Below are 26,186 nucleotides of genomic sequence, written 5' to 3'. Positions count from 1 at the left end.
TCTGAAGACCGATCTGCCGTATTGACGATGCCGGAGCGGAAAAGCTACTCCCCTTGATGAACGGGATTGTGTCTGTTGCACTGCGGGAGTGTCAACGCCGGCGTTTCGGGTCGCCGCGAGCAAGGGGTTCGTGGTGTTGCGCTGCAGCAGCGGGCGAGCGTGGCGCGTGGTCGCGCGGTCGACACCCCGTGTCCGCTGGGGCATCATCGGCGGCGTTCGGCCCGCCCGTCATGCCCGGGGGCCCGCCGGCGCCCCTCTCTCAACCACCTCGAACCCATGGAAATCCTCTTTCTGATCGGCCTCATCGTCCTCAACGGCGTCTTCGCCATGTCCGAGATCGCGCTCGTCACCGCGCGTCGGGCACGGCTCGCGCGGCTCGCCGAGGAGGGCGACGGCGCGGCCGAGGTGGCGATCAAGCTCGGCGAGGACCCGACCCGCTTCCTGTCGACGATCCAGATCGGCATCACCTCGATCGGCGTGCTCAACGGCATCGTCGGCGAGGCCGCGCTCGCCGGCCCGCTCTCCGACTGGTTGCAGGTGCTCGGCATGGAGCAGCGGGTGAGCGAGATCGGCTCCACCGTGCTGGTCGTGGTGGTGATCACCTATGTGTCGATCGTGGTCGGCGAGCTGGTGCCCAAGCGCATCGGGCAGATCGACCCCGAGGGGATCGCCCGCCTGGTGGCGCGGCCGATGAATGTGCTGTCGATCGCCTCGCGGCCCTTCGTCTACCTGCTCGCCGGCTCCACCGCGCTGCTGCTGCGCATCATGGGCCAGCGCGAGAGCACCGGGCCGAGCGTGACCGAGGAGGAGATCCACGCCATGCTGGTCGAGGGCTCCGAGGCCGGCGTGATCGAGAAGAGCGAGCACGACATGGTGCGCAACGTGTTCCGCCTCGACGACCGCCAGATCGGCTCGCTGATGGTGCCGCGCGCGGACATCGTGTCGCTCGACCTCGAGCGGCCGCTGGAGGAGAACCTCGAGCTGGTGGCGTCCTCGTCCTACTCCAGCTTCCCGGTGTGCCGCGGCGGGCTCGACGACATCCTCGGCATTGCCAGCGCCAAGAAGCTCTTCAACCAGTCCCTGCGCGGCGAGCCGATCGACCTCGCCAGGGAGCTGCAGCCTGCGGTGTACGTGCCCGAGTCGCTGACCGGCATGGAGCTGCTCGATCAGTTCCGCTCTTCCGGCACCTACACCGTGTTCGTGATCGACGAGTACGGCGAGATCCAGGGCATGGTCACGCTGCACGACGTGATCGAGTCGGTGACCGGCGAGTTCCTGCCGCACGACACCGAGGAGGCCTGGGCGGTGCAGCGCGAGGACGGCTCCTGGCTGCTCGACGGCCTGATCCCGATCGTCGAGCTCAAGGACCGCCTGGGCATCAAGACCGTGCCGGAAGAGGAGAAGGGGCGCTACCACACGCTGTCGGGCATGGTGATGTGGCTGCTCGGCCGCCTGCCGGGCACCGGCGACATCGCCACCTGGGAGAACTGGCGCTTCGAGGTGATCGACCTCGACGGCAAGCGTATCGACAAGGTGCTGGCGAGCCGCCTGCCCGAGCCGGCCGACGAGATCGGCGCCGAGCAGGAGGCCAGCCCGGAAGATCGGGGCGAGACCGCATGATCGACCAGGTCGCGGAGAAGGTCGTCCGCCGCGTCATCCTCGGCTTCCTGCTCGGCGGCCTGCTGTTGCTGAGCTATGCGGTGCTGCACCTGTTCATCGTGCCGGTGGCGTGGGCGGTGATCATCGCCTATGCCACGTGGACGCCTTACCGCCAGCTGCGCTCGCGGTTACCGCGCTATCCCACGATCAGCGCTCTGCTGATGACGCTTTTGCTGAGCGCCGCCTTCGTGCTGCCCGCGCTGTGGATCGGCATGCTGCTGCGCACCGAGGTCGGTGTCGCGATCGCCGCGGTGACCGCGCAGATCCGCGAGGGCGCCTTCGTGCTGCCCGAGTTCGTCCGCACGCTGCCGTGGATCGGCGACGACCTGCAGGCGATGGTGGGCGAGCTCACCCGCGAGCCGGAGGCGCTGCGCGCGCAACTCACCGAGTGGGTGCGCCAGGGCAGCGACCTCGCGCTGACGCTGATCGGCGACGTCGGGCGCAACGCGGCCAAGCTGGGTTTCGCACTCATCACCGTGTTCTTCCTCTACCGCGACGGCGAGCGCGTGCTCGAGCAGGTGGTGGCGGTGCTGCGCCGCTTCCTCGGCGAGCGCCTGGACCCCTATCTCTCCGCGGTGGGCGGGATGACCAAGGCGGTGGTGTGGGGCCTGATCGCGACCGCGATCGGCCAGGGTTTCGTCGCCGGGCTGGGCTACTGGTGGGCGGGCGTGCCGGCACCGGTGCTGATGGGGGCGATCACCGCCGTGATCGCGATGATCCCCTTCGGCACGCCCTTCGCGTGGGGCTCGATCGGCGCCTGGCTGCTGCTCACCGGCAACACCGTCGAGGGCATCGGGCTGCTGCTGTGGGGCGCGCTGGTGGTGAGCTGGGTGGATAACCTGGTGCGTCCGCTGGTGATCAGCAATGCCACCCGCATCCCCTTCCTGCTGGTGATGTTCGGCGTGCTCGGCGGGCTGGCCGCGTTCGGGCTGGTCGGCCTGTTCCTCGGGCCGGTGGTGCTGGCAGTGCTGATGGCGGTGTGGGGCGAGTGGCTGGAGGAGTCGGAGTTCGCGCGCCTTGCGGCGATCGGAGCGCCCGCGGGCGCGAGGGAGGAGGTGGAGCGCGGCGGTCGGTCCTGAGCCGCCGATCGCGACTCGCGTCGCTCCTACAGGAAACGTCGAAGCGCGCGGTCGCCCCGTAGGAGGCGGCGCAAGTCGCGATTGCCACGGTTCCGTCGGCACGGCACCCGGTTCGCGCCGGGATCGCGACTCGCGTCGCTCCTACAGGAAACGTCGAAGCGCGCGGTCGCCCCGTAGGAGCGACGCAAGTCGCGATTGCCACGGTTCCGTCGGCACGGCGCCCGGTTCGCGCCCGGATCGCGACTCGCGTCGCTCCTACAGGAAACGTCGAAGCGCGCGGTCGCCCCGTAGGAGGCGGCGCAAGTCGCGATTGCCACGGTTCCGTCGGCACGGCGCCGGGATCGCGACTCGCGTCGCTCCTGCGGAAAGCGCGAGGCTCAGGTGCCGTACTTGCGCGCCAGGGTGTCGTGCAGCGCGACGAACTCCTGCGACAGCTTGTGCTTGGGGTCGAGGTGGATCATCGGCTTGGCCTGCTCGTGCGATTCCTTGATCCTGATCGAGGCCGACAGGTAGGGCTGCAGCACCGGCAGACCCTCGTCGATGAGTTCCTGGACCACCTTTTGCGGCAGGCTCGCGCGCGGCTGGAACTGGTTGACCACGATGCCCTCGACCTCGAGGGCGCGGTTGTGGTCGGCCTTGATCTCTTCCACGTTCGCGAGCAGCGAGTACAGCGCCTTGCGCGAGAACTCGTCGCAGTCGAAAGGGATCAGGCAGGCATCGGCGGCGATCAGCGCCGAGCGGGTGAAGAAGTTGAGCGCCGGGGGGGTGTCGATGAAGACGCAGTCGAAGTCCTTCGCCAGCTCCTCCAGCGCATCGCGCAGCTTGTAGATCTTGTAGCGCGACTCGAGCTTGGATTGCAGCTCCTCGAGCTGCGGATGCGAGGGCATCACGTGCAGGCGCTCGAAGGGGGTGGCGACGACGAAGTCCTTGGTGCCGCGCGGGTTGAGCTTGAAGTTGAGCGTCTGGTCGAAAAAATCGGCGAGCGTCGCATCCAGGACGTCCACGCCGGCACCGAGCAGGTACTGGGTGGAGTTGCCCTGCGGGTCGAGGTCCACCACCAGGGTGCGCTTGCCCTGGGCGGCGGCGATCGCCGCGAGGTTGCAGGTGATCGTCGACTTGCCGACACCGCCCTTCTGATTGAATACCACCCGTCGCATCGCCTTCTCCCCTGTCGTCATGTGCGCGCGGCTGCTCGCCGGCCCCGCATTCTGCCAAAAACCGGCGCCTCCGGCGCGCCAGGCACCGGCAAAGCCCGATTCCAGGGTGATCCTGCGCATAAGCGGCGGGCGTGTCCAAGGCCGGGGTGCTGGAGTACACTTCGGGGGCGTCGGTCGCTGGCGATCCCGAGCCGGACGACGCCAACAAGAACAAGCAGGTCTGCGTTCGATTCCCGAGCAGGTCCTCCGTCCCGGGCTGCAAGCCCCGGGCGGGCGGGTGCTGCGTCGCGATTCCGGCCCGGCCTCGACGACCTCATATCGATTACCTCATAGACACGAGAGGGGAGAACATGGATCAGGATTTCATCACCGCAGCGCTCGACTATCACCGCTCGCCGACGCGCGGCAAGATCTCGGTGGTGCCCACCAAGGGCCTCACCAACCAGCGCGATCTCGCGCTCGCCTATTCGCCCGGCGTGGCCGCGGCCTGCGACGCGATCGTCGCCGACCCTGCCGAAGCCTTCGAGCTCACCAGTCGCGGCAACCTCGTCGCCGTGGTCACCAACGGCACCGCGGTGCTCGGCCTGGGCAACATCGGCCCGCTCGCCTCCAAGCCGGTCATGGAAGGCAAGGGTTGCCTGTTCAAGAAGTTCGCCAACATCGACGTCTTCGACATCGAGCTGGCCGAGAACGACCCCGACAAGCTGATCGAGATCATCGCCGCGCTCGAGCCCACGCTCGGCGGCATCAACCTCGAGGACATCAAGGCGCCCGAGTGCTTCTACATCGAGAAGAAGCTGCGCGAGCGCATGAAGATCCCCGTCTTCCACGACGACCAGCACGGCACCGCGATCATTTCGGCTGCCGGCCTGGTCAACGGTCTCAAGGTGGTCGGCAAGAACATCGCCGACGTCAAGCTGGTGTGCTCCGGCGCCGGTGCCGCGGCGATCGCCTGCCTCGACATGATGGTCAGCGTGGGCCTGCGCCGCGAGAACATCTATGTGTGCGACTCCAAGGGCGTCATCTACGAGGGCCGCGAGCCCAACATGGAGCCGACCAAGGCGCGCTACGCGCAGAAGACCGAGGGCCGCGCGCTGGGCGACGTGATCGCCGGCGCCGACGTCTTCCTGGGCTTGTCGACCGCGGGTGTGCTCAAGCCCGAGATGGTGGCGAAGATGGCTGCCAAGCCGCTGATCTTCGCGCTCGCCAACCCGAACCCCGAGATCCTGCCTGCCGACGCCAAGGCCGTGCGTCCGGACTGCATCGTGGCCACGGGCCGTTCGGACTTCCCGAACCAGGTCAATAACGTGCTGTGCTTCCCCTTCATCTTCCGGGGTGCGCTCGACGTCGGCGCGACCACGATCAACGAGGAGATGAAGCTCGCCTGCGTGAAGGCGATCGCCGAGCTGGCCGAGGCCGAGGCGAGCGACATCGTCGCCAGCGCCTACGGCGGCCAGGAGCTCAGCTTCGGTTCCGAGTACATCATCCCGAAGCCCTTCGATCCGCGCCTGATCGTCAAGATCGCGCCCGCGGTGGCGAAGGCGGCGATGGATTCGGGCGTGGCGACCAAGCCGATCGCCGACCTCGAGGCCTACGCCTCCAGCCTCAACGCCTTCGTCTACCAGTCCGGCATCGTCATGAAGCCGGTGTTCTCGGCCGCCAAGGCGGTGCCGCTGGAGCAGAAGCGCGTTATCTACGCCGAGGGTGAGGACGAGCGCGTGCTGCACGCGGTGCGCGTGGTGCTGGACGAAGGCCTGGCGCGTCCGATCCTCATCGGTCGCCCCGAGGTCATCGAGATGCGGATCAAGAAGATCGGCCTCAACCTCAAGCCCGAGCGCGACTTCGAGATCGTGAATCCGGAGTTCGACCCGCGCTATCGCGAGCTGTGGACCGAGTACTACAAGCTCATGAAGCGCGACGGGGTCACCCCCGACCTGGCCAAAGCCAAGATCCGCCGCGACACCACCCTGATCGGGGTCATGATGCTGCGCCGCGGCGATGCCGATGCGCTGGTGTGCGGCACCTTCGGCTCCTACGACTACCACCTCAAGCAGGTGGCGGACGTGATCGGGCTGGCGCCGGGCGCCAAGCAGTTCGCGGCGATGAACCTGCTGCTGCTCACCAAGCGCATGCTGGCGATCACCGACACCTATGTGAATGAGAACCCGAGTGCGGAGGAAGTCGCCGAGATCGCCCGCATGGCGTCCGACGAACTGCGCCGCTTCGGTATCGAGCCGAGCGTGGCGCTGTTGTCGCATTCCAACTTCGGCAGCTCGAACTCGGCTTCGGCGCGCAAGATGCGCCGCGCCTGCGAGATCCTGCGCGAGACCTCGCCCGACCTCAACGTCGATGGCGAGATGCACGGCGATGCCGCGCTCTCCGAGGAGATCCGCGACAAGCTGCATCCGGATTCGGGCCTGAAGGGCGAGGCCAACCTGCTGGTGATGCCCAACCTGGACGCCGCCAACATCTCGTTCAACCTGATGAAGGTGGCCAATGGCGACGGCGTCTCGGTGGGTCCGATCCTGCTGGGCGCGGCCAAACCGGTGCACATCGTGACCCCCTCGGCCACCGTGCGCCGCCTGGTCAACATGACCGCGCTCGCCGTGGTCGATGCCAAGGAGTCGCGCAACGCCGGGGCCTGATGCCTGCCGGCGGCGCCGCTCGGCGCCGCCTCCGCACGAGCCTCGCACGAGGAGGTTCGCGCGGCGTTTTCCCGGGGGCAGTCCTGCGAGGGGCTGCCCCGCTTTGTTTCCTTCGTTCCCGCCAGGCGATCGCCATGCCGAAAACTTCCTCCCCGCGCCCGCTGCTGCTCGCCGGCGCGCTCGCCCTGGCCGCGCCGGCCGCGTTCGCCGCCGACTGGCTGCTCGCCACCTCCAGCCCGCAGGTCGTGCCGGGCCAGCGCTTCGAAGTCGTGGTGATCGGCGAGGGCCGCGCGGCGGATTGGCCGGCGCGGCTGCCGGCGAGCATCGAGCTGTCGGGTGGCGGGCCGCGCATCGCGGTCGAGCTGGTGGCGATCGGCAGGCCCGCGGCGGGGGGCGGCCAGCGCCGCTATTTCGCACGCTGGCCGATGGAGGTCACCGGGGTGGCGGCGCTCGCGCTCGTCGGGCGGCCTTCGGCCCGCGTGCTGCTCGACGCCGGGACGGCGGCCGATGTGGCTACGGCGGCCACCGCGTCGACCGCCATCCCGCCGGTCGCCGCGGCCGGCACGACGGCGGTCGCCCCAGCGGCCGCGGTGGCGCCGATGGCGCCGGTGGCGGCGGTGCCGTCCGATGCGGCGCCGGTCGAGCCGTCGGGCTTCGGCTTCCACGAGCCGATGTACTTCCTCATCGGCGGACGCGACCCGGTATCTGCGCGCTTCCAGTTCAGCTTCCGTTACCGCATCTTCGACGAGCAGGGCGTGGTGGCGGAGACGATCCCGGTGGCGAGCGGGCTCTACTTCGGCTTCACCCAGACCTCGCTGTGGGACCTGCAGTCGGAATCCAAGCCATTCCGCGATTCGAGCTTCCGCCCTTCGCTGTTCTACCGCTTCGCGCTCGACGACCCGCAAAAGCGCGGTTCGCTGGCACTCTCCGGCGGTTACGAGCACGAATCGAACGGCAAGGAGGACATGCCCTCGCGCAGCATCGACACGCTCTTCGTGCGCGCCGACGCGCGCCTGCGCCTGGACGAGTCCGGCTCCTACCTCGGCGTCGTGCCCAAGGCGTGGACCTACCTCGATCGGGAGGACAATCCCGACATCGCGCGCTACCGCGGCCACGCCGAGCTCGGCCTGCGCCTCGGCCGCGACGACGGCTGGCTGTTCTCCACGCTGATCCGGCGCGGCACCGAGGGCAAGATGGGCACCCAGTACGACCTGTCCTATCCGATCCGGCGCAGCGTGTTCTCCGGGGTGGGCGCCTTCGTCCATCTGCAGGCCTTCAAGGGCTATGGCGAGACCCTGCTCGAGTACGACGAGAACAAGGAAGCGCAGTACCGCATCGGGGTCTCGCTGGTACGCTAAGATCACCCGACGCCGCGTGGCCGGGCTCCCTCCGACGCTGCGCGCAAGGAATCCCGAGGAGAATCCGATGACCCATGCGATCCGAATCCACCGCACCGGCGGCCCCGAAGTCCTGCAGTGGGAGGCCGTCGAGCTGCCGCCACCCGCGACCGGCGAGGTGCGCCTGCGCCACCATGCGGTGGGGCTCAACTTCATCGACACCTATCACCGCAGTGGCCTGTACCCGCTGACGCTGCCGTCCGGGCTGGGCATGGAGGGGGCGGGCGTGGTGGAGGCGGTCGGCGACGGTGTCGCCGAGCTGAAGGTGGGCGACCGCGTGGCCTATACCAGCGGCCCGCTCGATGCCTATGCCGAGGCGCGCAACATCGAGGCGCGCCACCTGGTGCCGTTGCCGGACGACATCTCCTTCGAGCAGGGCGCGGCGATGATGCTGCAGGGCATTACCGCACAATACCTGTTGCACGCCACCTACCCGGTCAAGGCGGGCGAGACCATCCTGGTGCATGCGGCGGCGGGTGGGGTCGGCTCGATCCTGGTGCAGTGGGCGAAGCAGCTCGGCGCAACCGTGATCGGCACCGTGGGCAACGATGACAAGGCGCAGCGCGCGCGCGTGCTCGGCTGCGACCACGTCATCGTGTACTCGCGCGAGAACTTCCCCGAGCGCGTGCGCGCGCTCACTGGCGGCGAAGGCGTCGCGGTGGTGTACGATTCGGTCGGGCGCGACACCTTCCTCGATTCGGTCGCCTGTCTGCGCCGCCGCGGCACCATGGTGAGCTACGGCAACGCCACCGGTCCGGTCGCCGCCTTCGATTGCGCCTTGCTGCACAAGGCGGGCTCGGTCTACGTCACTCGGCCCGGCCTGCCCGACTACATCGCCAGCCGCGCGGAGCTCGTCGAACGCGCCGCGGCGCTGTTCGAGGTGGTGCGCAGCGGCCAGGTGAGGATCGAGATCCTGCAGCGCTATGCGCTGAAGGACGCGGCCCAGGCACACCGCGACCTCGAGGCGCGCAAGACCACCGGCTCGACGGTGCTGTTGCCCTGAGTGTCGGCGGCGGGGGCGGGCGGCGTCGGGTAAAATCCGCGCCATGAATCCTGCTGCCCCCTCCATGGCCGAAGCGCCCATCGTGCCGAGCGCTCCGCGCTTCGTGCATCTCCGCCTGCACTCCGAATATTCGATCACCGACGGCATCGTCCAGCTCGACCAGGCGATCGCCGCCGCCGCGGCCGACGGCATGCCGGCGCTCGGCGTCTCCGATCTCGCCAACCTGTTCGGCATGGTCAAGTTTTACAAGGGCGCGCGCGGCAAGGGCATCAAGCCCATCGTCGGCGTCGACGCCTGGATCCGCAACGAGGCCGAGCGCGACAAGCCGCAGCGCGTGCTGCTCATCTGCAAGAACCGCGCGGGCTATGGTCAGCTGTGCGAGCTGCTGACGCGCGCCTACCTCGAGAACAAGCACCGCGGCCGCGCCGAGATGCGCCGCGAGTGGTTCGAGAATGGTGCCGCAAGCGCGCTGCTGTGCCTGTCGGGTGCGATGAGCGGCGACATCGGCGCGGCGATCGCGGCCGGCAACCTCGCGCTCGCCGAACAGCTCGCGGCCGACTGGGCGCGGCTGTTTCCGGACGCCTTCTACATCGAGATCCAGCGCGCCGGGCATCCCGGCACCGAGTCCTACATCCGCCACGCGGTGGAACTCGCCGGCCGGCTCGGCCTGCCGGTGGTGGCGACCCACCCGGTGCAGTTCCTCAAGCGCGAGGATTTCAAGGCACACGAGGCGCGCGTCTGCATCGCGCAGGGCTACGTGCTCGCCGACAAGCGCCGGCCGCGCGACTTCACCGAGGAGCAGTACCTCAAGAGCCAGGCGGAGATGTGCGAGCTCTTCGCCGATCTGCCCGAGGCGCTCGAGAACGCGGTCGAGATCGCGCGCCGCTGCTCGCTCACCGTGCAACTCGGCAAGAACTTCCTGCCCTTGTTCCCGACGCCCGAGGGCATGACGCTCGACGACTTCCTCGTCGCGGAGGCGAAGAAGGGGCTGGAGGAGCGCCTCGCCCAGCTCTACCCGCACCCGGAGGAGCGCGAGCGTCAGCGCCCGCGCTACGAGCAGCGGCTGAAGTTCGAGACCGACACCATCATCCAGATGGGCTTCCCCGGCTACTTCCTGATCGTGGCCGACTTCATCCAGTGGGGCAAGAACAACGGCGTGCCGGTCGGACCGGGGCGGGGCTCCGGCGCGGGCTCGCTGGTGGCCTACTCGCTCAAGATCACCGACATCGACCCCCTCGAGTACGCGCTGCTGTTCGAGCGCTTCCTCAACCCCGAGCGGGTGTCGATGCCCGACTTCGACATCGACTTCTGCCAGGACAACCGCTACCGCGTCATCGAGTACGTGCGCGAGCGCTACGGCAAGGACGCGGTGAGCCAGATCGCCACCTTCGGCACCATGGCCTCGAAGGCGGTGGTGCGCGACGTCGGCCGCGTGCTGGATCTGCCTTACGGCCTGTGCGACCGCCTCTCCAAGCTGATCCCGATCGAGGGCGCCAAGCCCGTCTCGCTGAACAAGGCCTACGAGATGGAGCCGCAGATCGGCGAGATGATGGCCGACGGCAACGACGGCGAGTCGGTGCGCGACCTGTGGAGCCTGGCGCAGCCGCTGGAGGGCTTGAGCCGCAACGTCGGCATGCACGCCGGCGGCGTGCTGATCGCGCCCGGCAAGCTCACCGACTTCTGTCCGCTCTACATCGCCGACGGCGACGACGCCACGCCGGTGTCGCAGTTCGACAAGGACGACGTCGAAGCCGTGGGCCTGGTCAAGTTCGACTTCCTCGGCCTGCGCAACCTGACCATCATCGAGCTCGCGCTGGAGTACGTGGCGCGCCTGGAGGGCAGCCGTCCGGACCTGATGAGCCTGGGCTTCGAGGATCCCGCCGCCTACCAGATCCTCAAGGACGCCAACACCACGGCGATCTTCCAGGTCGAATCGGACGGCATGAAGAAGCTGCTCAAGAAGCTCGCGCCCGACCGCTTCGAGGACATCATCGCGGTGCTCGCGCTCTACCGTCCCGGCCCGCTCGGCTCGGGCATGGTGGACGACTTCATCCTGCGCAAGAAGGGCCAGCAGGAGATCGACTACTTCCACCCCGACCTCAAGGCCTGCCTGGAGCCGACCTACGGCGTGATCGTGTACCAGGAACAGGTGATGCAGATCTCCCAGATCATCGGGGGCTACACGCTTGGCGGTGCCGACATGCTGCGCCGCGCGATGGGCAAGAAGAAGGCCGACGAGATGGCCAAGCACCGCGCCACCATCGCCGAGGGTGCGAAGCAGAAGGGCTATGACCCGGCGCTCGCCGAGCAGCTCTTCGACCTGATGACCAAGTTCGCGGAGTACGGCTTCAACAAGTCGCACACCGCGGCCTACGCGGTGGTCACCTACCACACCGCCTGGCTCAAGGCGCACCACTGCGCGGCCTTCATGGCGGCGACGATGTCGTCCGACCTGGACAACACCGATACCGTCAAGATCTTCTACGAAGACACGCTCGCCAACGGCATCAAGGTGCTGCCGCCGGATGTCAACGCCTCCGACTACCGCTTCGTGCCGGTGGATCGCAAGATCATCCGCTACGGCCTGGGCGCGGTGAAGGGCGTGGGCGAGCCTGCGGTGCGCGCGATCCTCGCCGCGCACGAGAAGGGCGGAGACTTCCGCGACCTGTTCGATTTCTGCGAGCGCGTCGATCGCCGCATGGTAAACCGCCGCGTCATCGAGGCGCTGATCCGCGCCGGCGCGATGGACACCCTGCCGGGCCACAAGGGCCTGGACCGCGCGCAGCTGATGGCGACCGTCGCGCTGGCGATGGAGGCGGCCGAACAGGCGGCGGCCAACGCGATGCAGGGTGGGCTCTTCGACCTGATGCCGGAGGCCGCGGGCGCGGCGCCCGAGTTCGCCAAGGTGCGTGCGTGGACCGAGCGCGAGCGCCTCAAGGAAGAGAAGCTCGCGATCGGCTTCTTCCTCTCCGGCCATCCCTTCAACGCCTTCAAGCCCGAGGTGCGCCGCTTCGTGCGCCGCACGCTGGCGCAGCTCGAGCCCTCGCGCGACATCACCATGCTGGCCGGCGTGGTGATGGAGCAGCGCACCAAGGTCGGCAACCGCGGCAAGATGGCCTTCGTGCTGCTCGACGACGGTACCGAGCCGCGCGAGGTCACGGTGTATTCCGAGGTGCTGGAGGCGAGCCGCGGCAAGATCGTCACCGACGAGGTGCTGGTGGTGGAGGCCAAGGTGAGCAACGACGATTTCTCCGGTGGCCTGCGCATCAACGCCGACCGCCTGCTCACCCTCGGCGAGGCGCGCAGCCGTTTCGCACGCGCGCTGTCGCTACGCATCGACGGCGAGCTTGCCGCCAGCGGCGGTGCGGCGGGCGCGGCCGGCAAGCTGCAGACCCTGCTCGAGCCCTTCCGCGAGGGCGGCTGCCCGATCCGCGTCCGCTATCGCAACGCCGCCGCCGAAGCCGAGCTCCCGCTCGGCGACGGCTGGCGCGTGCGCCTGGACGACGCGCTGCTGGAGAGCCTGCGCGAATGGCTGCCGGGCGAGGCGGTCGAGGTGGTGTACCCCTGAGGCGCCGCCCGGTGCGGTGACGACTGCGGCGTGGAATGGAGGCGCTGCAATCGCGACTTGCGTCGCTCCCACGGGAATCGAACATGCGCTGGGGGTCTGCGGGTTTTCGTAGGAGCGACGCAAGTCGCGATCACAGCGCATGAACTCCCACGGCGCGCAACGGGCGCGCCGCGTCGCCGTCGCGGAAGTCGAGGGCGCTTCGTTCGGGTCGGGCTGTGCTCAAACCGTCGGACGCTGCTCGAAGCCGGTGAGGCGCTCGAGTTCGGCCTCGAACACCTCCACCCGCGACACGCGCGCATTCTCCGGGCCCCGGTGGGCCCAGGCGACGAAGGTTTCGACCTTGACGAGCGGGCCGATCGCGAGCGCCTCGACCGTTCCGTCGCTGCGGTTGCGCACCCAGCCCGAGAGGCCGAGGCGCGCCGCCTCGGCGGTCGCGCTGCCGCGATACCAGACGCCCTGCACCCTGCCGTGGATGCGCAGGCGGCGGGCGATGGCGTCCGCCGCCGGCGCGCTTGCAGCGGGCAGCGGTGATTTCCCGTCGGGCATGCTCGAGTGCTGTTCAGGCGTGGGCGATTTCCGCTCAGGCATAGGCGATCTCCGGCTCGCGCCCGCTCAGGCGCTGGGCGCGGATCAGCGCCTCGGTGAGGTTGGCGGCGATGTTGTCGTCGCCGAGCTTGTCGCTGAAGCCCGAGCGGAACACGATCGAGCCGGGTTGCGAGTTGAGTCCGCACAGCACGAGGTGGGCGCCGCGCTTCTGCAGGTTGCGGTGCAGGGTCTGCAGGATGTCCAGGCCGGTGGTGTCGATGTTGATCACCTTGTCGAGGTCCAGCACGACCACCTCGGGGTGGCCGGGCAGCCCGAGCAGCAGGTTCTCGAGCTTGTTGGCGGCGCCGAAGAAGAGGCTGCCCTTGAGCTTGTAGGCGACGATGCGCGGCGTGCCGTCGGGGTGGGACAAGGCTTCGACGCCATAGAAGTCTTCCAGCGGCACGCGGTCGATGCGGGTGAGGTCGGACATGCGGTAGATGAAGAATAGGCTCGCGAGCGCCATCCCGATCTCGACCGCCAGGGTGAGGTCGAACACCACGGTGATGAAGAAGGTGCCGAGCAGGATGGTGCGGTAGTTGAGCGAGTAGCGCGCGAGCTCCTTCGGCGCGAAGGCGTGCCACTCTCCCATGTTGATCGACACGATGACCACGATCGCCGACAGCGTGGCGAGCGGGATGTGGCTGGCGAGCGGGGCGAGCGCGAGCACGATCGCGAGCAGCACGCCGGCGTGGATCATGCCGGCGATCGGGGTGCGTCCGCCGGTGCGGATGTTGGTCGCGGTGCGCGCGATCGCGCCGGTGGCGGCGAAGCCGCCGAAGAGCGGCGCGGCGACGTTGGCGATGCCCTGCGCCATCAGCTCCTGGTTGGGGTCGTGGCGGTCGTCGATCTGGCTGTCGGCGACGCGCGCCGAGAGGAGCGACTCGATCGCGCCGAGCAGCGCGATCGTGATCGCCGGCGCGATCAGCTTGCCGAGCGTGGACAGGCTCAGTTCCGGCAGGCCGAAGGGCGGAATTTCCTGCGGGATGCCGCCGAAGCGGCTGCCGATGGTGTCGACCGGGAGCGCGATCAGGGCGTTGATCGCGGTCAGGATGATCAGTACCGCGAGCGGGCCGGGCAGGCGGCGCATCCACGCGGTCTTCACGGCCTGGCGGTTCCACGCCACCAGGATCGCGAGCGACACGAGCGCCACCGCCACCGTGGGCAGGTGCAGCGTGGGCAGCGCCGCGGCGAGCGCCCCCATCTTGGCGAAGAACTCGCCCGGCAGGTCGGCGATCTGCAGGCCGAGGAAGTCCTTGATCTGCGAGATGAAGATCACCACCGCGATGCCGTTGGTGAAGCCGATCACGACCGACAGCGGGATGAAGCGGATCATGTTGCCCAGGCGCAGCGCGCCCATGGCGAACAGCAGCACGCCCGACATCATGGTGGCGATGAGCAGGTTCTGCACGCCGAGGTCGGCGACGATGGCGTAGATGATCGGGATGAAGGCGCCGGTGGGCCCGCCGATCTGCACCTTGGAGCCACCAAGGAAGGCGATCAGGAAGCCGGCGACGATCGCGGTCCAGATGCCCGCGGTAGGCGACATGCCACTGGCGATCGCGAACGCCATCGCGAGCGGCAGCGCGAGCACGCCCACGGTGATGCCCGAGGAGAGGTCGCCGACGAAGGTCGCACGGCTGTAGCCGGGCAGGGTGTCGAAGAGCTTGGGACGGAAGTCGAGTTTCATGTTGTCTCCGCTGCGTACTGGTTCAGGACGGGGCGCGAGGCCCGGGCGGCGCCGCCGCCATCGAGGGCAGGCAGGCGGCGCGGAGCGCGGAGACGGTCACCCTCGGCCGGCGTGATGCAGGACGATCCAGCGTTTCGAGGGTGTGAGCGGCATGACGGCGACTCGGTGCGGCTTACTTCACCTTCATGCCGGGGTGCGCGCCGGCGTCGGGTGAGAGCAGGAAGATCCCTGGCGTGTTGCCGGCAGCGTCGGAGGCGGCGAGCACCATGCCCTCGCTCATGCCGAACTTCATCTTGCGCGGTGCGAGGTTGGCGACCATCACCGTCAGGCGCCCGATGAGCGTCGCCGGGTCGTAGGCCGACTTGATGCCCGCGAAGACCTGGCGCGGTTTCGGGTTGCCGGACTCGTCGGCCTCGCCGATGTCGAGCGCAAGCCGGATCAGTTTGTCGGCGCCTTCGACGTGCTGGGCATCGACGATCCTCGCGATGCGCAGCTCGACCTTGGTGAAATCGTCGATCGTGATATGCGGCGAGGCGGTCTCCGCAGCCTGGGCCGAATGCTGCTGTTTCTCGGCGTGGCGCTGCTGCGAGGACGCCGCCTCGGTGTCCTTGGCAGGCTCGTCTGTCTTCGCGGGCACCGCCGTCGCCGGGGCGAGCGACTCGCGGTTGGCCTCGAGCAGGGCGTCGATCTGCTTGCGCTCGACGCGGGTCATCAGGTGGCTGTAGGCCTGGATGGCATGGCCGGCAGGCAGCGCCGCCCAGTCGCCCTGCCAGTCCATGGCCGGGATGGCGAGGAAGGTTTCGACCTGCGCGGCGAGCGCCGGCAGCACCGGCTTCAGGTAGCGGGTGAGGTCGCGGAACATGGTCAGCGCGGTGCTGCACACCGTGTGCAGGCGGGCTTCCTGGCCTTCCTGCCTGGCGAGTTCCCAGGGCTTGTGGTCGTTCACGTACTGGTTGGCGAGGTCGGCCAGGCGCATGACCTCGCGCAGCGCGCGGCTGTAGTCGCGCTCCTCGAACGCGGTGGCGACTCGGCCCTCGCTCCAGGCGGCGGCGAACTCGGCACAGGCGGCGGCGTCGGCCTCACCCAGGCGGCCGTCGAAGCGCTTGCCGATGAAGCCGGCGCAGCGGCTGGCGATGTTCACGAACTTGCCCACGAGCTCGGAATTGACCTTGGCGATCATGTCGTCGAGGTTGAGGTCGACGTCCTCCATGGTGCCGTTCGACTTGCCGGCGAAGTAGTAGCGCAGCCACTCGGGGTCGAGCTTCTGCGCGATGTAGGAGTGCGCGGTGATGAAGGTGCCGCGGCTCTTGCTCATCTTGGCGCCGTCGACGGTGAGGAAGCCGTTCACGCACAGCCGGCTGGGCGTGGCGTAGCCGGCGAACTTCAGCATCGCGGGCCAGAACAGGGCGTGGAAGTAGAGGATGTCCTTGCCGATGAAGTGCACCATCTCGGTGCCGGCCGCGGCGGCGCGGGCGGCGTCGGTGTAGTCCTCGACGGCGATCGTCTCGCCCGCGGCGGCGCGCTTGGCAGCGAGGTTGCGGAAGCTGGCGAGGTAGCCGATCGGTGCGTCCAGCCACACATAGAAGTACTTGCCCGGCGCACCCGGAATCTCGAAGCCGAAGTAGGGTGCGTCGCGCGAGATGTCCCAGTCGGAGAGCGTGTTCTCGCCTTCCTCAGTTGCGTTTTCTCCGAGCCACTCCTTCATCTTGTTGGCGGCTTCCATCTGCAGGCGGCGCTCGCCGGCGGCGTTGGTTCCGCGCGTCCATTCGCGCAGGAAGGCGACCGCGCGTTCGTCCGACAGACGGAAGAAGTAGTGCTCCGAGGTCTTCAGCACCGGCTTGGCGCCGGACACCGCGGAATAGGGGTTCTTGAGCTCGGTGGGGGCGTAGGCCGCGCCGCAGGCCTCGCAGTTGTCGCCGTACTGGTCGGGGGCGCCGCACTTCGGGCACTCGCCCTTGATGAAGCGGTCGGGGAGGAACATCTCCTTGACCGGGTCGTAGTACTGCTCGATCGAGCGTGTGTCGATCAGGCCGCCCGCCTTCAGTCTGGCGTAGATGTCCTCGGCATAGAAACGGTTCTCGGCGCTGTGCGTCGAGTGGTAATTGTCGAATGCGACGCCGAAGGCGGTGAAGTCGCGCAGGTGCTCGCCGTGCACGCGCTCGATGAGCTGCTCGGGCGTGAGCCCTTCCTTTTCGGCGCGCAGCATGACCGGCGTGCCGTGGGTGTCGTCCGCGCACACGTAGTGCACCGAGTGGCCGCGCATGCGCTGGTAGCGCACCCAGATGTCGGCCTGGATGTAGCCCACGAGGTGGCCGAGGTGGATGTCGCCGTTGGCGTAGGGCAGGGCGTTGGTGACGAGGAGCTTGCGGGACATGATGGGTGCGGGAACCGGTGCCGGATAAAGTCGAGAGTTTAGCAAAGCGGCACGCGATGCCGCGCCGTGGCGCGCGCTCAGGGCATGCGCGAGAGGATCAGCTCGATGCGGCGGTTGCGCACGCGGCCTTCCTCGGTGGCGTTGGACGTGAGCGGATCGGCCTCGCCGCGACCGTCGGCGGCGAGGCGGTCGAGGGCGATGCCGCGCTCGCGCAGCCACGCCACCACTGCCTCCGCGCGCGCGATCGACAGGCGCAGGTTGACCATCTCGCTGCCTTGGCTGTCGGTGTGGCCGACCACCCGCACCGCCACTCCGGCCTCGGCCGCGAGCGCGGGCGCGAGCGCGTCGAGCGCGCGTCCGAGCGTCGGACGGATTGCCGGACTGCCGCTGGCGAAGCCGTCGGCGACCGGGATCTGCACGCGGAAGCCCGTGTCGCCGGCGCTGCCGATCTCGACTCCCGCGAGGCCGGTGGTGGCCTTGGCGAGCTGCTCGCGAAGTGCGGCCCAGGACGGTTCGGGCGGTGCGGTCCGCACCAGCGCATGGCGGTGGATCGCGTCGGTGGCCGTGCCATTGCCGCCAGGGCTGGCGCAGGCGGCGAGGAGGCCGGCGAGCAGGGTGGCGGACACGAGGGCCGTCGGGAAGCCGGGTCTGTGGCGGGAATTGCGCAAAGTCATGTGCATGTGGCGCCTGCATGCGGCGCGCGGGAAATTCGTCGAACGGGGTCGGGTGCGGGGGCGGGCGAGAAACCCTGCGCAGAACGCGGATGAGTCCGGCGCTGCGCTCCGGTATGATTCTGCCGCTTCCACCCGGCGGCGGGTGCACCGATTTTCGAGGAAAACGCGATGAGTCTTGATCAGCAAACCGTAACCGAAGCGCTCAAGCAGGTGATCGATCCCAACACCGGCAAGGATTTCGTGGCGGGGCGCAGCATCCGCAACCTGTCGGTGCAGGGTGGCGAGGTCCGCTTCGACGTCGAGCTCGGCTACCCGGCGAAGAGCCAGCACGATCCGATCCGCGCGCTGCTGAGCGAGGCCGTGGCCAAGCTGCCGGGCGTGGAGCGCGTCGCCGTGACGGTGTCTAGCAAGGTGGTCGCGCACGCGGTGCAGCAGGGCGTCAAGCTGCTGCCGGGCGTGCGCAACATCATCGCGGTGGCCTCGGGCAAGGGCGGCGTGGGCAAGAGCACGACCGCGGTGAACCTCGCGCTCGCGTTGTCGGCCGAAGGTGCCCGCGTCGGCCTGCTCGACGCCGACATCTACGGTCCCTCGCAGCCACAGATGCTGGGCATCGGCGACCAGCGCCCGGTGTCGGAGGACGGCAAGACCATGACCCCGCTGCAGGCCTTCGGGCTGCAGGCGATGTCGATCGGCTTCCTGATCGACCCCGATACGCCGATGGTGTGGCGCGGCCCGATGGCCACGCAGGCGCTCAACCAGATGCTCAAGGACACCGCCTGGGACGACCTCGACTACCTCGTCATCGACATGCCCCCGGGCACCGGCGACATCCAGCTCACCCTGTCGCAGAGCGTGCCGGTGACCGGCGCGGTGATCGTCACCACGCCGCAGGACATCGCGCTGCTTGACGCGCGCAAGGGCGTGAAGATGTTCGAGAAGGTGGGCGTGCCCATCCTCGGCGTGGTCGAGAACATGAGCATCCACATCTGCTCGAAGTGCGGCCACGAGGAGCACATCTTCGGCCAGGGTGGCGGCGAGAAGATGTGCGCGGACTTCAAGGTGCCCTTCCTCGGTGCGCTGCCGCTCGACATCCAGATCCGCACCGAGGCCGACAGCGGCGCGCCCACCGTGGTCGCCGATCCGGATGGCCGCATCGCCTCGATCTACAAGCAGATCGCGCGCAAGGTGGCGGTGCGCATCGCCGAGCGCTCGAAGGACATGACGCACAAGTTCCCCAACATCGTGTTCAAGTCCGCCTGATTGCGCAGGCCGCGCCCGTCCGTAGCGGCGGGCGCGCACGTCGAGCGTGCCCGCCGTGCGCCAACTTCGCGCGATCCGGCCGCGATTCGTTTTCCCTCCGCCTTTCGTCCGCCGCTTGCCTGCCTTACACTACGCGGCTTTTCACGGACGGCCTCCGCCGCCCGCACCGCAACCCGCCGGAAGACGCGCCCATGTCCATCAAGTCCGACAAGTGGATCCGCCGCATGGCCGAACAGGCCCGCATGATCGAGCCCTTCGCGCCGGAACTGGTGCGCAGCAACGACACCGGCCGCATCGTGTCCTACGGCACCTCGAGCTATGGCTACGACGTGCGCGTGGCGAACGAATTCAAGATTTTCACCAACATCAACTCGACCATCGTCGACCCCAAGGACTTCGATGCGCGCAACTTCGTCGACTTCACCGGCGACGTGTGCATCATCCCGCCGAACTCCTTTGCACTCGCGCGCACGGTCGAGTACTTCCGCATTCCGCGCAGCGTGCTGACCGTGTGCCTGGGCAAAAGCACCTACGCGCGCTGCGGCATCATCGTGAACGTCACCCCGCTCGAGCCCGAGTGGGAAGGCCACGTGACCCTCGAGTTCTCCAACACCACGCCGCTGCCGGCGAAGATCTACGCCAACGAGGGCGTGGCGCAGATGCTGTTCTTCGAGTCGGACGAGGTGTGCGAGACCTCGTACAGGGATCGCGGCGGCAAGTACCTCGGGCAGACCGGCGTCACCCTGCCCAAGATCTGAGCGCCTTCGCTTCGCCGACCTTCCTCCACGGGGCCGCCTGACGGCCCCTTGTGCTTTTTCGAACCAATTTCGGTAACGCGCGGGCAATCTTCGCCGGAGTACACTGCCGGCTTTACCCGGCCCGCACGGACCCGCTGGAGACGACCAGGATGAGATTCCACTTCCCCATCATCATCATCGACGAGGACTTCCGCTCGGAGAACACCTCGGGACTGGGGATCCGCGCGCTCGCCAAGGCGATCGAGGAAGAGGGCATGGAAGTGCTCGGCGTCACCAGCTACGGCGACCTGACGTCCTTCGCGCAGCAGCAGAGCCGTGGCTCGACCTTCATCCTGTCGATCGACGACGAGGAGTTCTCCTCGCCCGAGGCCTCGGCCAAGGCGATCGCCGACCTGCGCGCGTTTGTCGTCGAGATCCGCTTCCGCAACGCCGACATCCCGATCTTCCTGCACGGCGAGACGCGCACCACGCGCCACATCCCCAACGACGTGCTGCGCGAGATGCACGGCTTCATCCACATGTTCGAGGACACGCCGGAGTTCATCGCGCGCTACGTGGTGCGCGAGGCGAAGAACTATCTCGATTCGCTGGCGCCGCCCTTCTTCCGCGCGCTGGTGCACTACGCGGCCGACAGCTCGTACTCGTGGCACTGCCCGGGGCACTCGGGTGGCGTTGCTTTTCTGAAAAGCCCGGTGGGGCAGATGTTCCACCAGTTCTTCGGCGAGAACATGCTGCGCGCGGACGTGTGCAATGCGGTCGACGAACTCGGCCAGCTGCTCGACCACACCGGGCCGGTGGCGGCCTCGGAGCGCAACGCGGCGCGCATCTTCAACTGCGACCACCTGTACTTCGTCACCAACGGCACGTCGACGTCGAACAAGATGGTCTGGCACACCACGGTGGCGCCCGGCGACATCGTGGTCGTCGACCGCAACTGCCACAAGTCCATCCTCCACTCGATCATCATGACCGGCGCGGTGCCGGTGTTCCTGACGCCGACGCGCAACCACTACGGCATCATCGGCCCGATCCCGCTGGAGGAGTTCTCAATGGAGAACATCCGCAAGAAGATCGAGGCCAACCCCTTCGCGCGCGAGGCGAAGAACAAGAAGCCGCGCATCCTCACCATCACCCAGTCGACCTACGACGGCGTGGTGTACAACGTCGAGGCCATCAAGGAGCTGCTCGACGGCGAGATCGACACCCTGCACTTCGATGAAGCCTGGCTGCCGCACGCCGCCTTCCACGACTTCTACGGCGACTATCACGCGATCGGCGCCGATCGTCCGCGCTGCCGCGAGTCGATGGTGTTCGCCACCCAGTCCACCCACAAGCTGCTCGCCGGACTCAGCCAGGCCTCGCAGATCCTGGTGCAGGACTCGCAGACCCGCAGGCTCGACCGCGACATCTTCAACGAGGCCTACCTCATGCATACCTCGACCTCGCCGCAGTACGCGATCATCGCGTCCTGTGACGTGGCGGCGGCGATGATGGAGGCGCCGGGCGGCACCGCACTGGTCAATGAATCGCTCTCCGAGGCGGTGGAGTTCCGTCGCGCGATGCGCAAGGTGGACGCCGAATTCGGCGACGACGAATGGTGGTTCCAGGTCTGGGGGCCGGAGTACCTGGCCGAGGAGGGCATCGGCGAGCGCGACGACTGGACGCTGAAGGCCGGCGAGCGCTGGCATGGCTTCGGCAACCTGGCCGAGGGCTTCAACATCCTCGACCCGATCAAGGCAACGATCATCACCCCGGGCCTGAACATGGACGGCGACTTCGCCGAACACACCGGCATCCCGGCGGCGATCGTCACCAAGTACCTCGCGGAGCACGGCATCATCGTCGAGAAGACCGGCCTGTACTCCTTCTTCATCATGTTCACCATCGGCATCACCAAGGGCCGCTGGAATACGATGGTGACCGAGCTGCAGCAGTTCAAGGACGACTACGACCGCAACCAGCCGCTGTGGCGCGTGATGCCCGAATTCATCGCCAAGCATCCGCGCTACGAGCGCGTCGGGCTCAAGGATCTGTGCGACCAGATCCACAGCTTCTACAAGGCCAACGACGTCGCCCGACTGACCACCGAGATGTATCTGTCGGACATGGTGCCGGCGATGAAGCCCGCCGACGCCTTCGCCAAGATGGCGCACCGCGAGATCGAGCGCGTGGCGCTCGACGAGCTCGAGGGCCGCGTCACCGCGATGCTGGTCACGCCCTATCCGCCGGGCATCCCGCTGCTGATCCCGGGCGAGCGCTTCAACGCGACGATCGTGCGCTACCTCAAGTTCGCGCGCGACTTCAACGCCCGCTTCCCCGGCTTCGAGACCGACATCCACGGCCTGGTCAAGGGCGAGGACGGGCGCTACCACGTGGATTGCGTGAAGGGCTGAGCCGCTCCCGCCGCAGGGGGTGTCGAATGACGAGGGTCGCGCGATGCGGCCCTTGTCGTTTCTGCGGCAGGGCAGTCGGCGCGGCCGTCGGGCTCAGCGCCGGCAGTAGCGCACGAAATCGAAGTCGAAGGCGTTGTCGGCGTCGGCGTGGTGTGTCTCGCGACGCTCCTCGACGAACCGCGCCGGATCGACGGCGGGGAAGTGCGCATCGCCCTCGACGTCGGCTTTCACCTCGGTGAGCTCGAGGCGGTCGGCGAGGGGAAGCAGCTGGGCGTAAAGTTGGGCGCCGCCGATCACGAACAGTGTCTGGGCCTCGCCGGCCGCGGCGATCGCGGCCGCGGGGTCGGCGAAGCATTCGGCGCCTTCGGCACGGTAATCCGGCGTACGGCTCACCACGAGGTTGCGCCGTCCTGGCAGCGGGCGGCCGAGCGATTGCCAGGTCTTGCGCCCCATCAGGATCGGGTGCCCCAGGGTGAGGGCACGGAAATGCTGCAGGTCGGCCTTCAGCCGCCAGGGCAGCTCGTTATCGCGGCCGATCGTGCCGTTGCGCGCGACCGCGGCGATGAGGACGATCTCGGGCTTCTTCATACCGCCACCGGGGCCTTGATGTGCGGATGCGGGTCGTAGCCTTCGAGCGCGATGTCCTCGAAGCGGAAGCCGAAGAGGTCGCGCACTGCGGGGTTCAGGCGCAGCGTCGGCAGGGGGCGCGGGGCGCGCTCGAGCTGCTCCCGCGCCTGCCTCAGGTGGTTGCTGTAGAGGTGGCAGTCGCCACCGGTCCACACGAAATCGCCCGCTTCGAGCTCGCACACCTGCGCCACCATGTGGGTGAGCAGGGCATAGGAGGCGATGTTGAAGGGCACGCCGAGGAAGATGTCCGCGCTGCGCTGGTAGAGCTGGCACGACAGGCGACCGCCGGCGACGTAGAACTGGAAGAGCGCGTGGCAGGGCGGCAGGGCCATGGCGTCGACTTCGCCCGGATTCCATGCCGAGACGAGATGGCGGCGCGAATCCGGGGTGCGCCGGATGCTTTCGACGACGCGTGCGATCTGGTCGACGCTGCGCCCGTCTGCGGTCTCCCAGCGCCGCCACTGCTTGCCGTACACCGGGCCAAGCTCGCCGTCGGCGTCCGCCCATTCGTCCCAGATCGACACGCCGTTTTCTCTCAGGTAGCGGATGTTGGTGTCGCCCTGCAGGAACCACAGCAACTCGTGGATGATCGAGCGCGTGTGCAGCTTCTTGGTGGTCAGGAGCGGAAAACCGTCCTGCAGGCGGAAGCGCATCTGCCAGCCGAACACCGACAGGGTTCCGGTGCCGGTGCGGTCGGTCTTGGGGTCGCCGTGCTCGAGCACATGGCGCATCAGGTCGAGGTACTGTCGCATCGTCGCTCCCGGAAAAGGCGAGATTCTACTGTGCAGGGCGAAGGATCTGTGATGGCGGTGGCGATACGATCGCTTCGTCCCGGCGTGTATGCGGTGGACATCGCCGTGGACGCTGGTTCAGAATGTGACGAAATCTTTCGTGCGACGCCTGTTTTCCCTGGGGAACACAGGCAGGGCGCGGTTTGTGCGGAGAAAGCCCTTTGGACCAGCCCAGGACGCTCGACTACACGCCTGCCGGTGTGCTCGCTGGTGGAGGCAACCCGGTCGCGGGCCTGGAGGCGGCGACTGCGACGCTGCGGGCATTGTACAAACCGGGAAGCCAGAAGACGGAGGTCGCGGGCTTGCATGTGGTGTCCAGCTTCGACGACGCCTTGCGTGAAGCAGTCGAGCGCTCGGCGCCGGTCGGGGTGCGCGCTCTGGCAGGCGCCGCGCCCGAGCGTGACCACGCGTGGTGGGTGCGTTGGCTCGCAGGGGTCCGGGATGCCTGGATGGCAGTGTGCGATGGCTATTGGTGTCTCTCGCCGTCGAACTCGGTGGCCGCCTCCGAAGAGATCCGGTTGCGTCTCGCGAGCAGCGTGGTCGAGGCGCTGAAGTGGTCCGCCTGCGATCGCTTCGGCCCCGAGGAGGTGCTCTGGGGGCGCATCGGCCAGTTGTTCTCTTCCTCGCCGCAGGCCCGCGACAGCGTCGTCGGCGGAGACTTGCACAGCATCGGGCGCGAATACCTGCGCGCGGTCGCCCACTACAGCATCAACCTCGATCAGGTCGAGCTCGAGATGGGCGTCGCGCTCGGGCACGTGGTGGATATTTGCCTTCCGTTTCTCTCCCTCGATCGGCGCGCGGCGGATGTTCCGCAGTATGTGGTCATCCCCGAGGAGGGAACCATCCCGGTGCGCCAGATGGGCAAGCACCGGGATGGCGAGTGGCGTTTCGCCCCGTGGGCGGCGGGGGAGTTGCTGACCGAGTTCTCGAGGCAGCTCGCGCGCTCGATCGTGCCCGCTCCGTTCGGGCGCCTGCCACTCGAGCATGCCCGCGCAGCCGTCGAATACCTGCGCATGCAGTGGTCGCATACCCCTCCGGTGCGCACACGACGCCGTTACGCCCAGGAGGCGAGCGCAGATATCGCGCGGGGATTGCACGCCTGTGCCGCGGTGATCGGCGGGCAGCCCTTGCCGGTGCCGCGAAACTGGAGGGTGGTCGATTTCAGTCGCAGCGGCCTGCAGATTGTCGCCAACAGCGACCCGACGCGCGCGTGGCCAGACATCGGTGAACTCCTCGGCATCCATTTCGTGGACGGCGAAGGCTGGCAGCTTGGCATCGTGCGCCGGTTGCGCATGTGGGCTGCGCACGCGGGTCTGGGCATCGAGTTGCTGGCTCGCAGTCCGACGCTCGGCGTGATCGATGACGGTCGCGCCAGCGTGGACGGCATCCTGTGCGATCTCCCGAGCAAGGGCGAGGCCTTGCGCGTCTTGATGCCCGCCAATGCGCCTGCGCTCGCCGAGCCGGTCTTCGTCAAGACCGCGGGGGCGGTCCATAAACTACGCTCGCTCGGTGTTCTCCGGCGCGAAGCCGGTTATCAACTGCAGGTGTTCCAGGTTCTGTAAGTCCTTAGGCGCTCCTTGGCCGATCCGACCGGCCGTTCGCGGTTGTCGGATGCAAGGGGGGGGGCGGGGATTTCTTTGGTTGGCGTCGTGCGAGGGCGACGCAGGTCGAGTGTGCTTGGCGTGGATGGCCTGTGGTTTTGCGCGGCGTGGTGCTTGCGGCTGGTGTGCTGGTGCGGGTGTTCCTGGATTGGTCGGAGAGGTTTTTTGTTGTTTTTTTCTTGACGTCAGGATTTGGTTGTCTATAATGCGCACCTCTTCCAGCGCAGCGGTGCTTGAGTTCAGGCGCAGCGGGGCGGGAAGGGAGAGGCAGTCGGGTGTTGCGGGTCTTGTTGTTCCGTGTTTTTGGCGGGGCGGCGCAAAAAAGATTCGCGAGATGCTTGACAGGGTGATGTAGGTTCTACATAATCTCGCTTCTTCGCTGCGGCAGCGCAGCGATTCTTTAAAAACTTGGACAACCGATAAGTGTGGGTGCTTGGTTGTTGTGGTCGGCGACTTTGGTCGCATAGGTATCACAATGATTGGTGCTCATGCTGATGTAAGTCAGTATTTTGAGTACTTTGCTGGATTGAACTTAAGAGTTTGATCCTGGCTCAGATTGAACGCTGGCGGCATGCTTTACACATGCAAGTCGAACGGCAGCGGGGGCTTCGGCCTGCCGGCGAGTGGCGAACGGGTGAGTAATGCATCGGAACGTGCCCATGTCGTGGGGGATAACGTAGCGAAAGCTACGCTAATACCGCATACGCCCTGAGGGGGAAAGCGGGGGATTCTTCGGAACCTCGCGCGATTGGAGCGGCCGATGTCGGATTAGCTAGTAGGTGAGGTAAAGGCTCACCTAGGCGACGATCCGTAGCGGGTCTGAGAGGATGATCCGCCACACTGGGACTGAGACACGGCCCAGACTCCTACGGGAGGCAGCAGTGGGGAATTTTGGACAATGGGCGCAAGCCTGATCCAGCCATGCCGC

General features: G+C 67.7%; 17 protein-coding genes and 1 rRNA gene. 11 read left to right on the top strand and 7 right to left on the bottom strand.

The features are described 5' to 3' along the window. Nucleotides 1-276: 276 nt before the first annotated feature. Nucleotides 277-1,620 carry a hemolysin family protein gene (locus PO78_RS06205; protein ID WP_004323555.1) on the top strand — a complete coding sequence of 448 codons (1,344 nt, stop codon included), beginning with the start codon at nt 277-279 and terminating at the stop codon, nt 1,618-1,620. Beyond that, the gene (locus tag PO78_RS06200; protein WP_004323554.1) at nt 1,617-2,738 is read left to right on the top strand and encodes an AI-2E family transporter; all 1,122 of its coding nucleotides are present in this window, start codon (nt 1,617-1,619) and stop codon (nt 2,736-2,738) included. Before PO78_RS06205 ends, PO78_RS06200 begins: the two co-directional genes overlap by 4 nt. 377 nt (nt 2,739-3,115) lie before the next feature. On the opposite strand, the gene PO78_RS06195 is transcribed toward PO78_RS06200, so the two are convergent. After that, nucleotides 3,116-3,895 (bottom strand): ParA family protein, encoded by a 780-nt coding sequence (locus PO78_RS06195; RefSeq protein ID WP_004323553.1) that lies wholly within the window; start codon nt 3,893-3,895, stop codon nt 3,116-3,118. 350 nt (nt 3,896-4,245) lie between these two features. On the opposite strand from PO78_RS06195, the gene PO78_RS06190 reads away from it, so the two are divergent. The 4 genes from PO78_RS06190 to dnaE all read left to right on the top strand — a co-directional run bounded on the left by PO78_RS06190 (nt 4,246) and on the right by dnaE (nt 12,508). Further along, complete coding sequence (locus PO78_RS06190; RefSeq protein ID WP_043742803.1) at nt 4,246-6,540, top strand: NADP-dependent malic enzyme; 2,295 nt, start codon at nt 4,246-4,248, stop codon at nt 6,538-6,540. Nucleotides 6,541-6,674: 134 nt separating this feature from the next. Further along, complete coding sequence (locus PO78_RS06185) at nt 6,675-7,898, top strand: phospholipase A (RefSeq protein ID WP_043742802.1); 1,224 nt, start codon at nt 6,675-6,677, stop codon at nt 7,896-7,898. Between the two features lie 67 nt (nt 7,899-7,965). Beyond that, nucleotides 7,966-8,940: a quinone oxidoreductase family protein gene (locus tag PO78_RS06180; protein WP_043742800.1), complete on the top strand. Its 975-nt coding sequence runs from the start codon at nt 7,966-7,968 to the stop codon at nt 8,938-8,940. A 43-nt stretch (nt 8,941-8,983) separates the two neighbouring features. Further along, the gene (dnaE, locus tag PO78_RS06175) at nt 8,984-12,508 is read left to right on the top strand and encodes a DNA polymerase III subunit alpha (protein WP_043742799.1); all 3,525 of its coding nucleotides are present in this window, start codon (nt 8,984-8,986) and stop codon (nt 12,506-12,508) included. Between the two features lie 219 nt (nt 12,509-12,727). On the opposite strand, the gene PO78_RS06170 is transcribed toward dnaE, so the two are convergent. From PO78_RS06170 to PO78_RS06155, 4 genes are all read right to left on the bottom strand, one after another. Next, nucleotides 12,728-13,096, bottom strand: coding sequence for an acylphosphatase (locus PO78_RS06170; RefSeq protein WP_370695913.1), 369 nt, complete (start codon nt 13,094-13,096; stop codon nt 12,728-12,730). Then, nucleotides 13,089-14,780 (bottom strand): SulP family inorganic anion transporter, encoded by a 1,692-nt coding sequence (locus tag PO78_RS06165; protein ID WP_004312333.1) that lies wholly within the window; start codon nt 14,778-14,780, stop codon nt 13,089-13,091. Before PO78_RS06165 ends, PO78_RS06170 begins: the two co-directional genes overlap by 8 nt. Nucleotides 14,781-14,952: 172 nt before the next feature. Then, a complete protein-coding gene (gene metG / locus PO78_RS06160; protein WP_043742798.1) occupies nt 14,953-17,154 on the bottom strand; it encodes a methionine--tRNA ligase in 2,202 nt (733 codons plus the stop codon). 77 nt (nt 17,155-17,231) lie between these two features. Beyond that, nucleotides 17,232-17,828: an OmpA family protein gene (locus PO78_RS06155; protein ID WP_374617178.1), complete on the bottom strand. Its 597-nt coding sequence runs from the start codon at nt 17,826-17,828 to the stop codon at nt 17,232-17,234. 168 nt (nt 17,829-17,996) lie between these two features. Between PO78_RS06155 and apbC the strand changes: the two genes are divergently transcribed. From apbC to PO78_RS06140, 3 genes are all read left to right on the top strand, one after another. Beyond that, entirely contained in the window at nt 17,997-19,088 is a 1,092-nt protein-coding gene (apbC, locus tag PO78_RS06150) for an iron-sulfur cluster carrier protein ApbC (protein ID WP_004312329.1), read from the top strand. Between the two features lie 191 nt (nt 19,089-19,279). After that, nucleotides 19,280-19,846 carry a dCTP deaminase gene (gene dcd, locus PO78_RS06145; RefSeq protein WP_004312328.1) on the top strand — a complete coding sequence of 189 codons (567 nt, stop codon included), beginning with the start codon at nt 19,280-19,282 and terminating at the stop codon, nt 19,844-19,846. A 149-nt stretch (nt 19,847-19,995) separates the two neighbouring features. Then, the gene (locus PO78_RS06140) at nt 19,996-22,239 is read left to right on the top strand and encodes an arginine/lysine/ornithine decarboxylase (protein WP_004312326.1); all 2,244 of its coding nucleotides are present in this window, start codon (nt 19,996-19,998) and stop codon (nt 22,237-22,239) included. Between the two features lie 93 nt (nt 22,240-22,332). Here the strand turns inward: PO78_RS06140 and PO78_RS06135 are convergent, their stop codons facing one another. Further along, on the bottom strand, nt 22,333-22,827 hold the full coding sequence (locus PO78_RS06135) for a dihydrofolate reductase (RefSeq protein ID WP_004312324.1): 495 nt from the start codon (nt 22,825-22,827) through the stop codon (nt 22,333-22,335). Further along, entirely contained in the window at nt 22,824-23,618 is a 795-nt protein-coding gene (locus tag PO78_RS06130; RefSeq protein WP_004312322.1) for a thymidylate synthase, read from the bottom strand. Before PO78_RS06130 ends, PO78_RS06135 begins: the two co-directional genes overlap by 4 nt. Nucleotides 23,619-23,818: 200 nt before the next feature. On the opposite strand from PO78_RS06130, the gene PO78_RS06125 reads away from it, so the two are divergent. Both PO78_RS06125 and PO78_RS06120 read left to right on the top strand, forming a co-directional pair. Then, nucleotides 23,819-25,219, top strand: a complete 1,401-nt coding sequence (locus PO78_RS06125; protein WP_012585094.1) for a hypothetical protein — start codon at nt 23,819-23,821, stop codon at nt 25,217-25,219. Between the two features lie 567 nt (nt 25,220-25,786). Further along, nucleotides 25,787-26,186 (top strand): 16S ribosomal RNA (locus tag PO78_RS06120); the annotation flags it as partial.

This window comes from Thauera sp. SWB20 (genome assembly GCF_000831325.1).
Classification (GTDB): Bacteria; Pseudomonadota; Gammaproteobacteria; order Burkholderiales; family Rhodocyclaceae; genus Thauera; species Thauera aminoaromatica.
The sequence above is the reverse complement of the archived record's forward strand: the minus strand, read 5'-3'. Positions and strand labels throughout refer to the sequence as shown.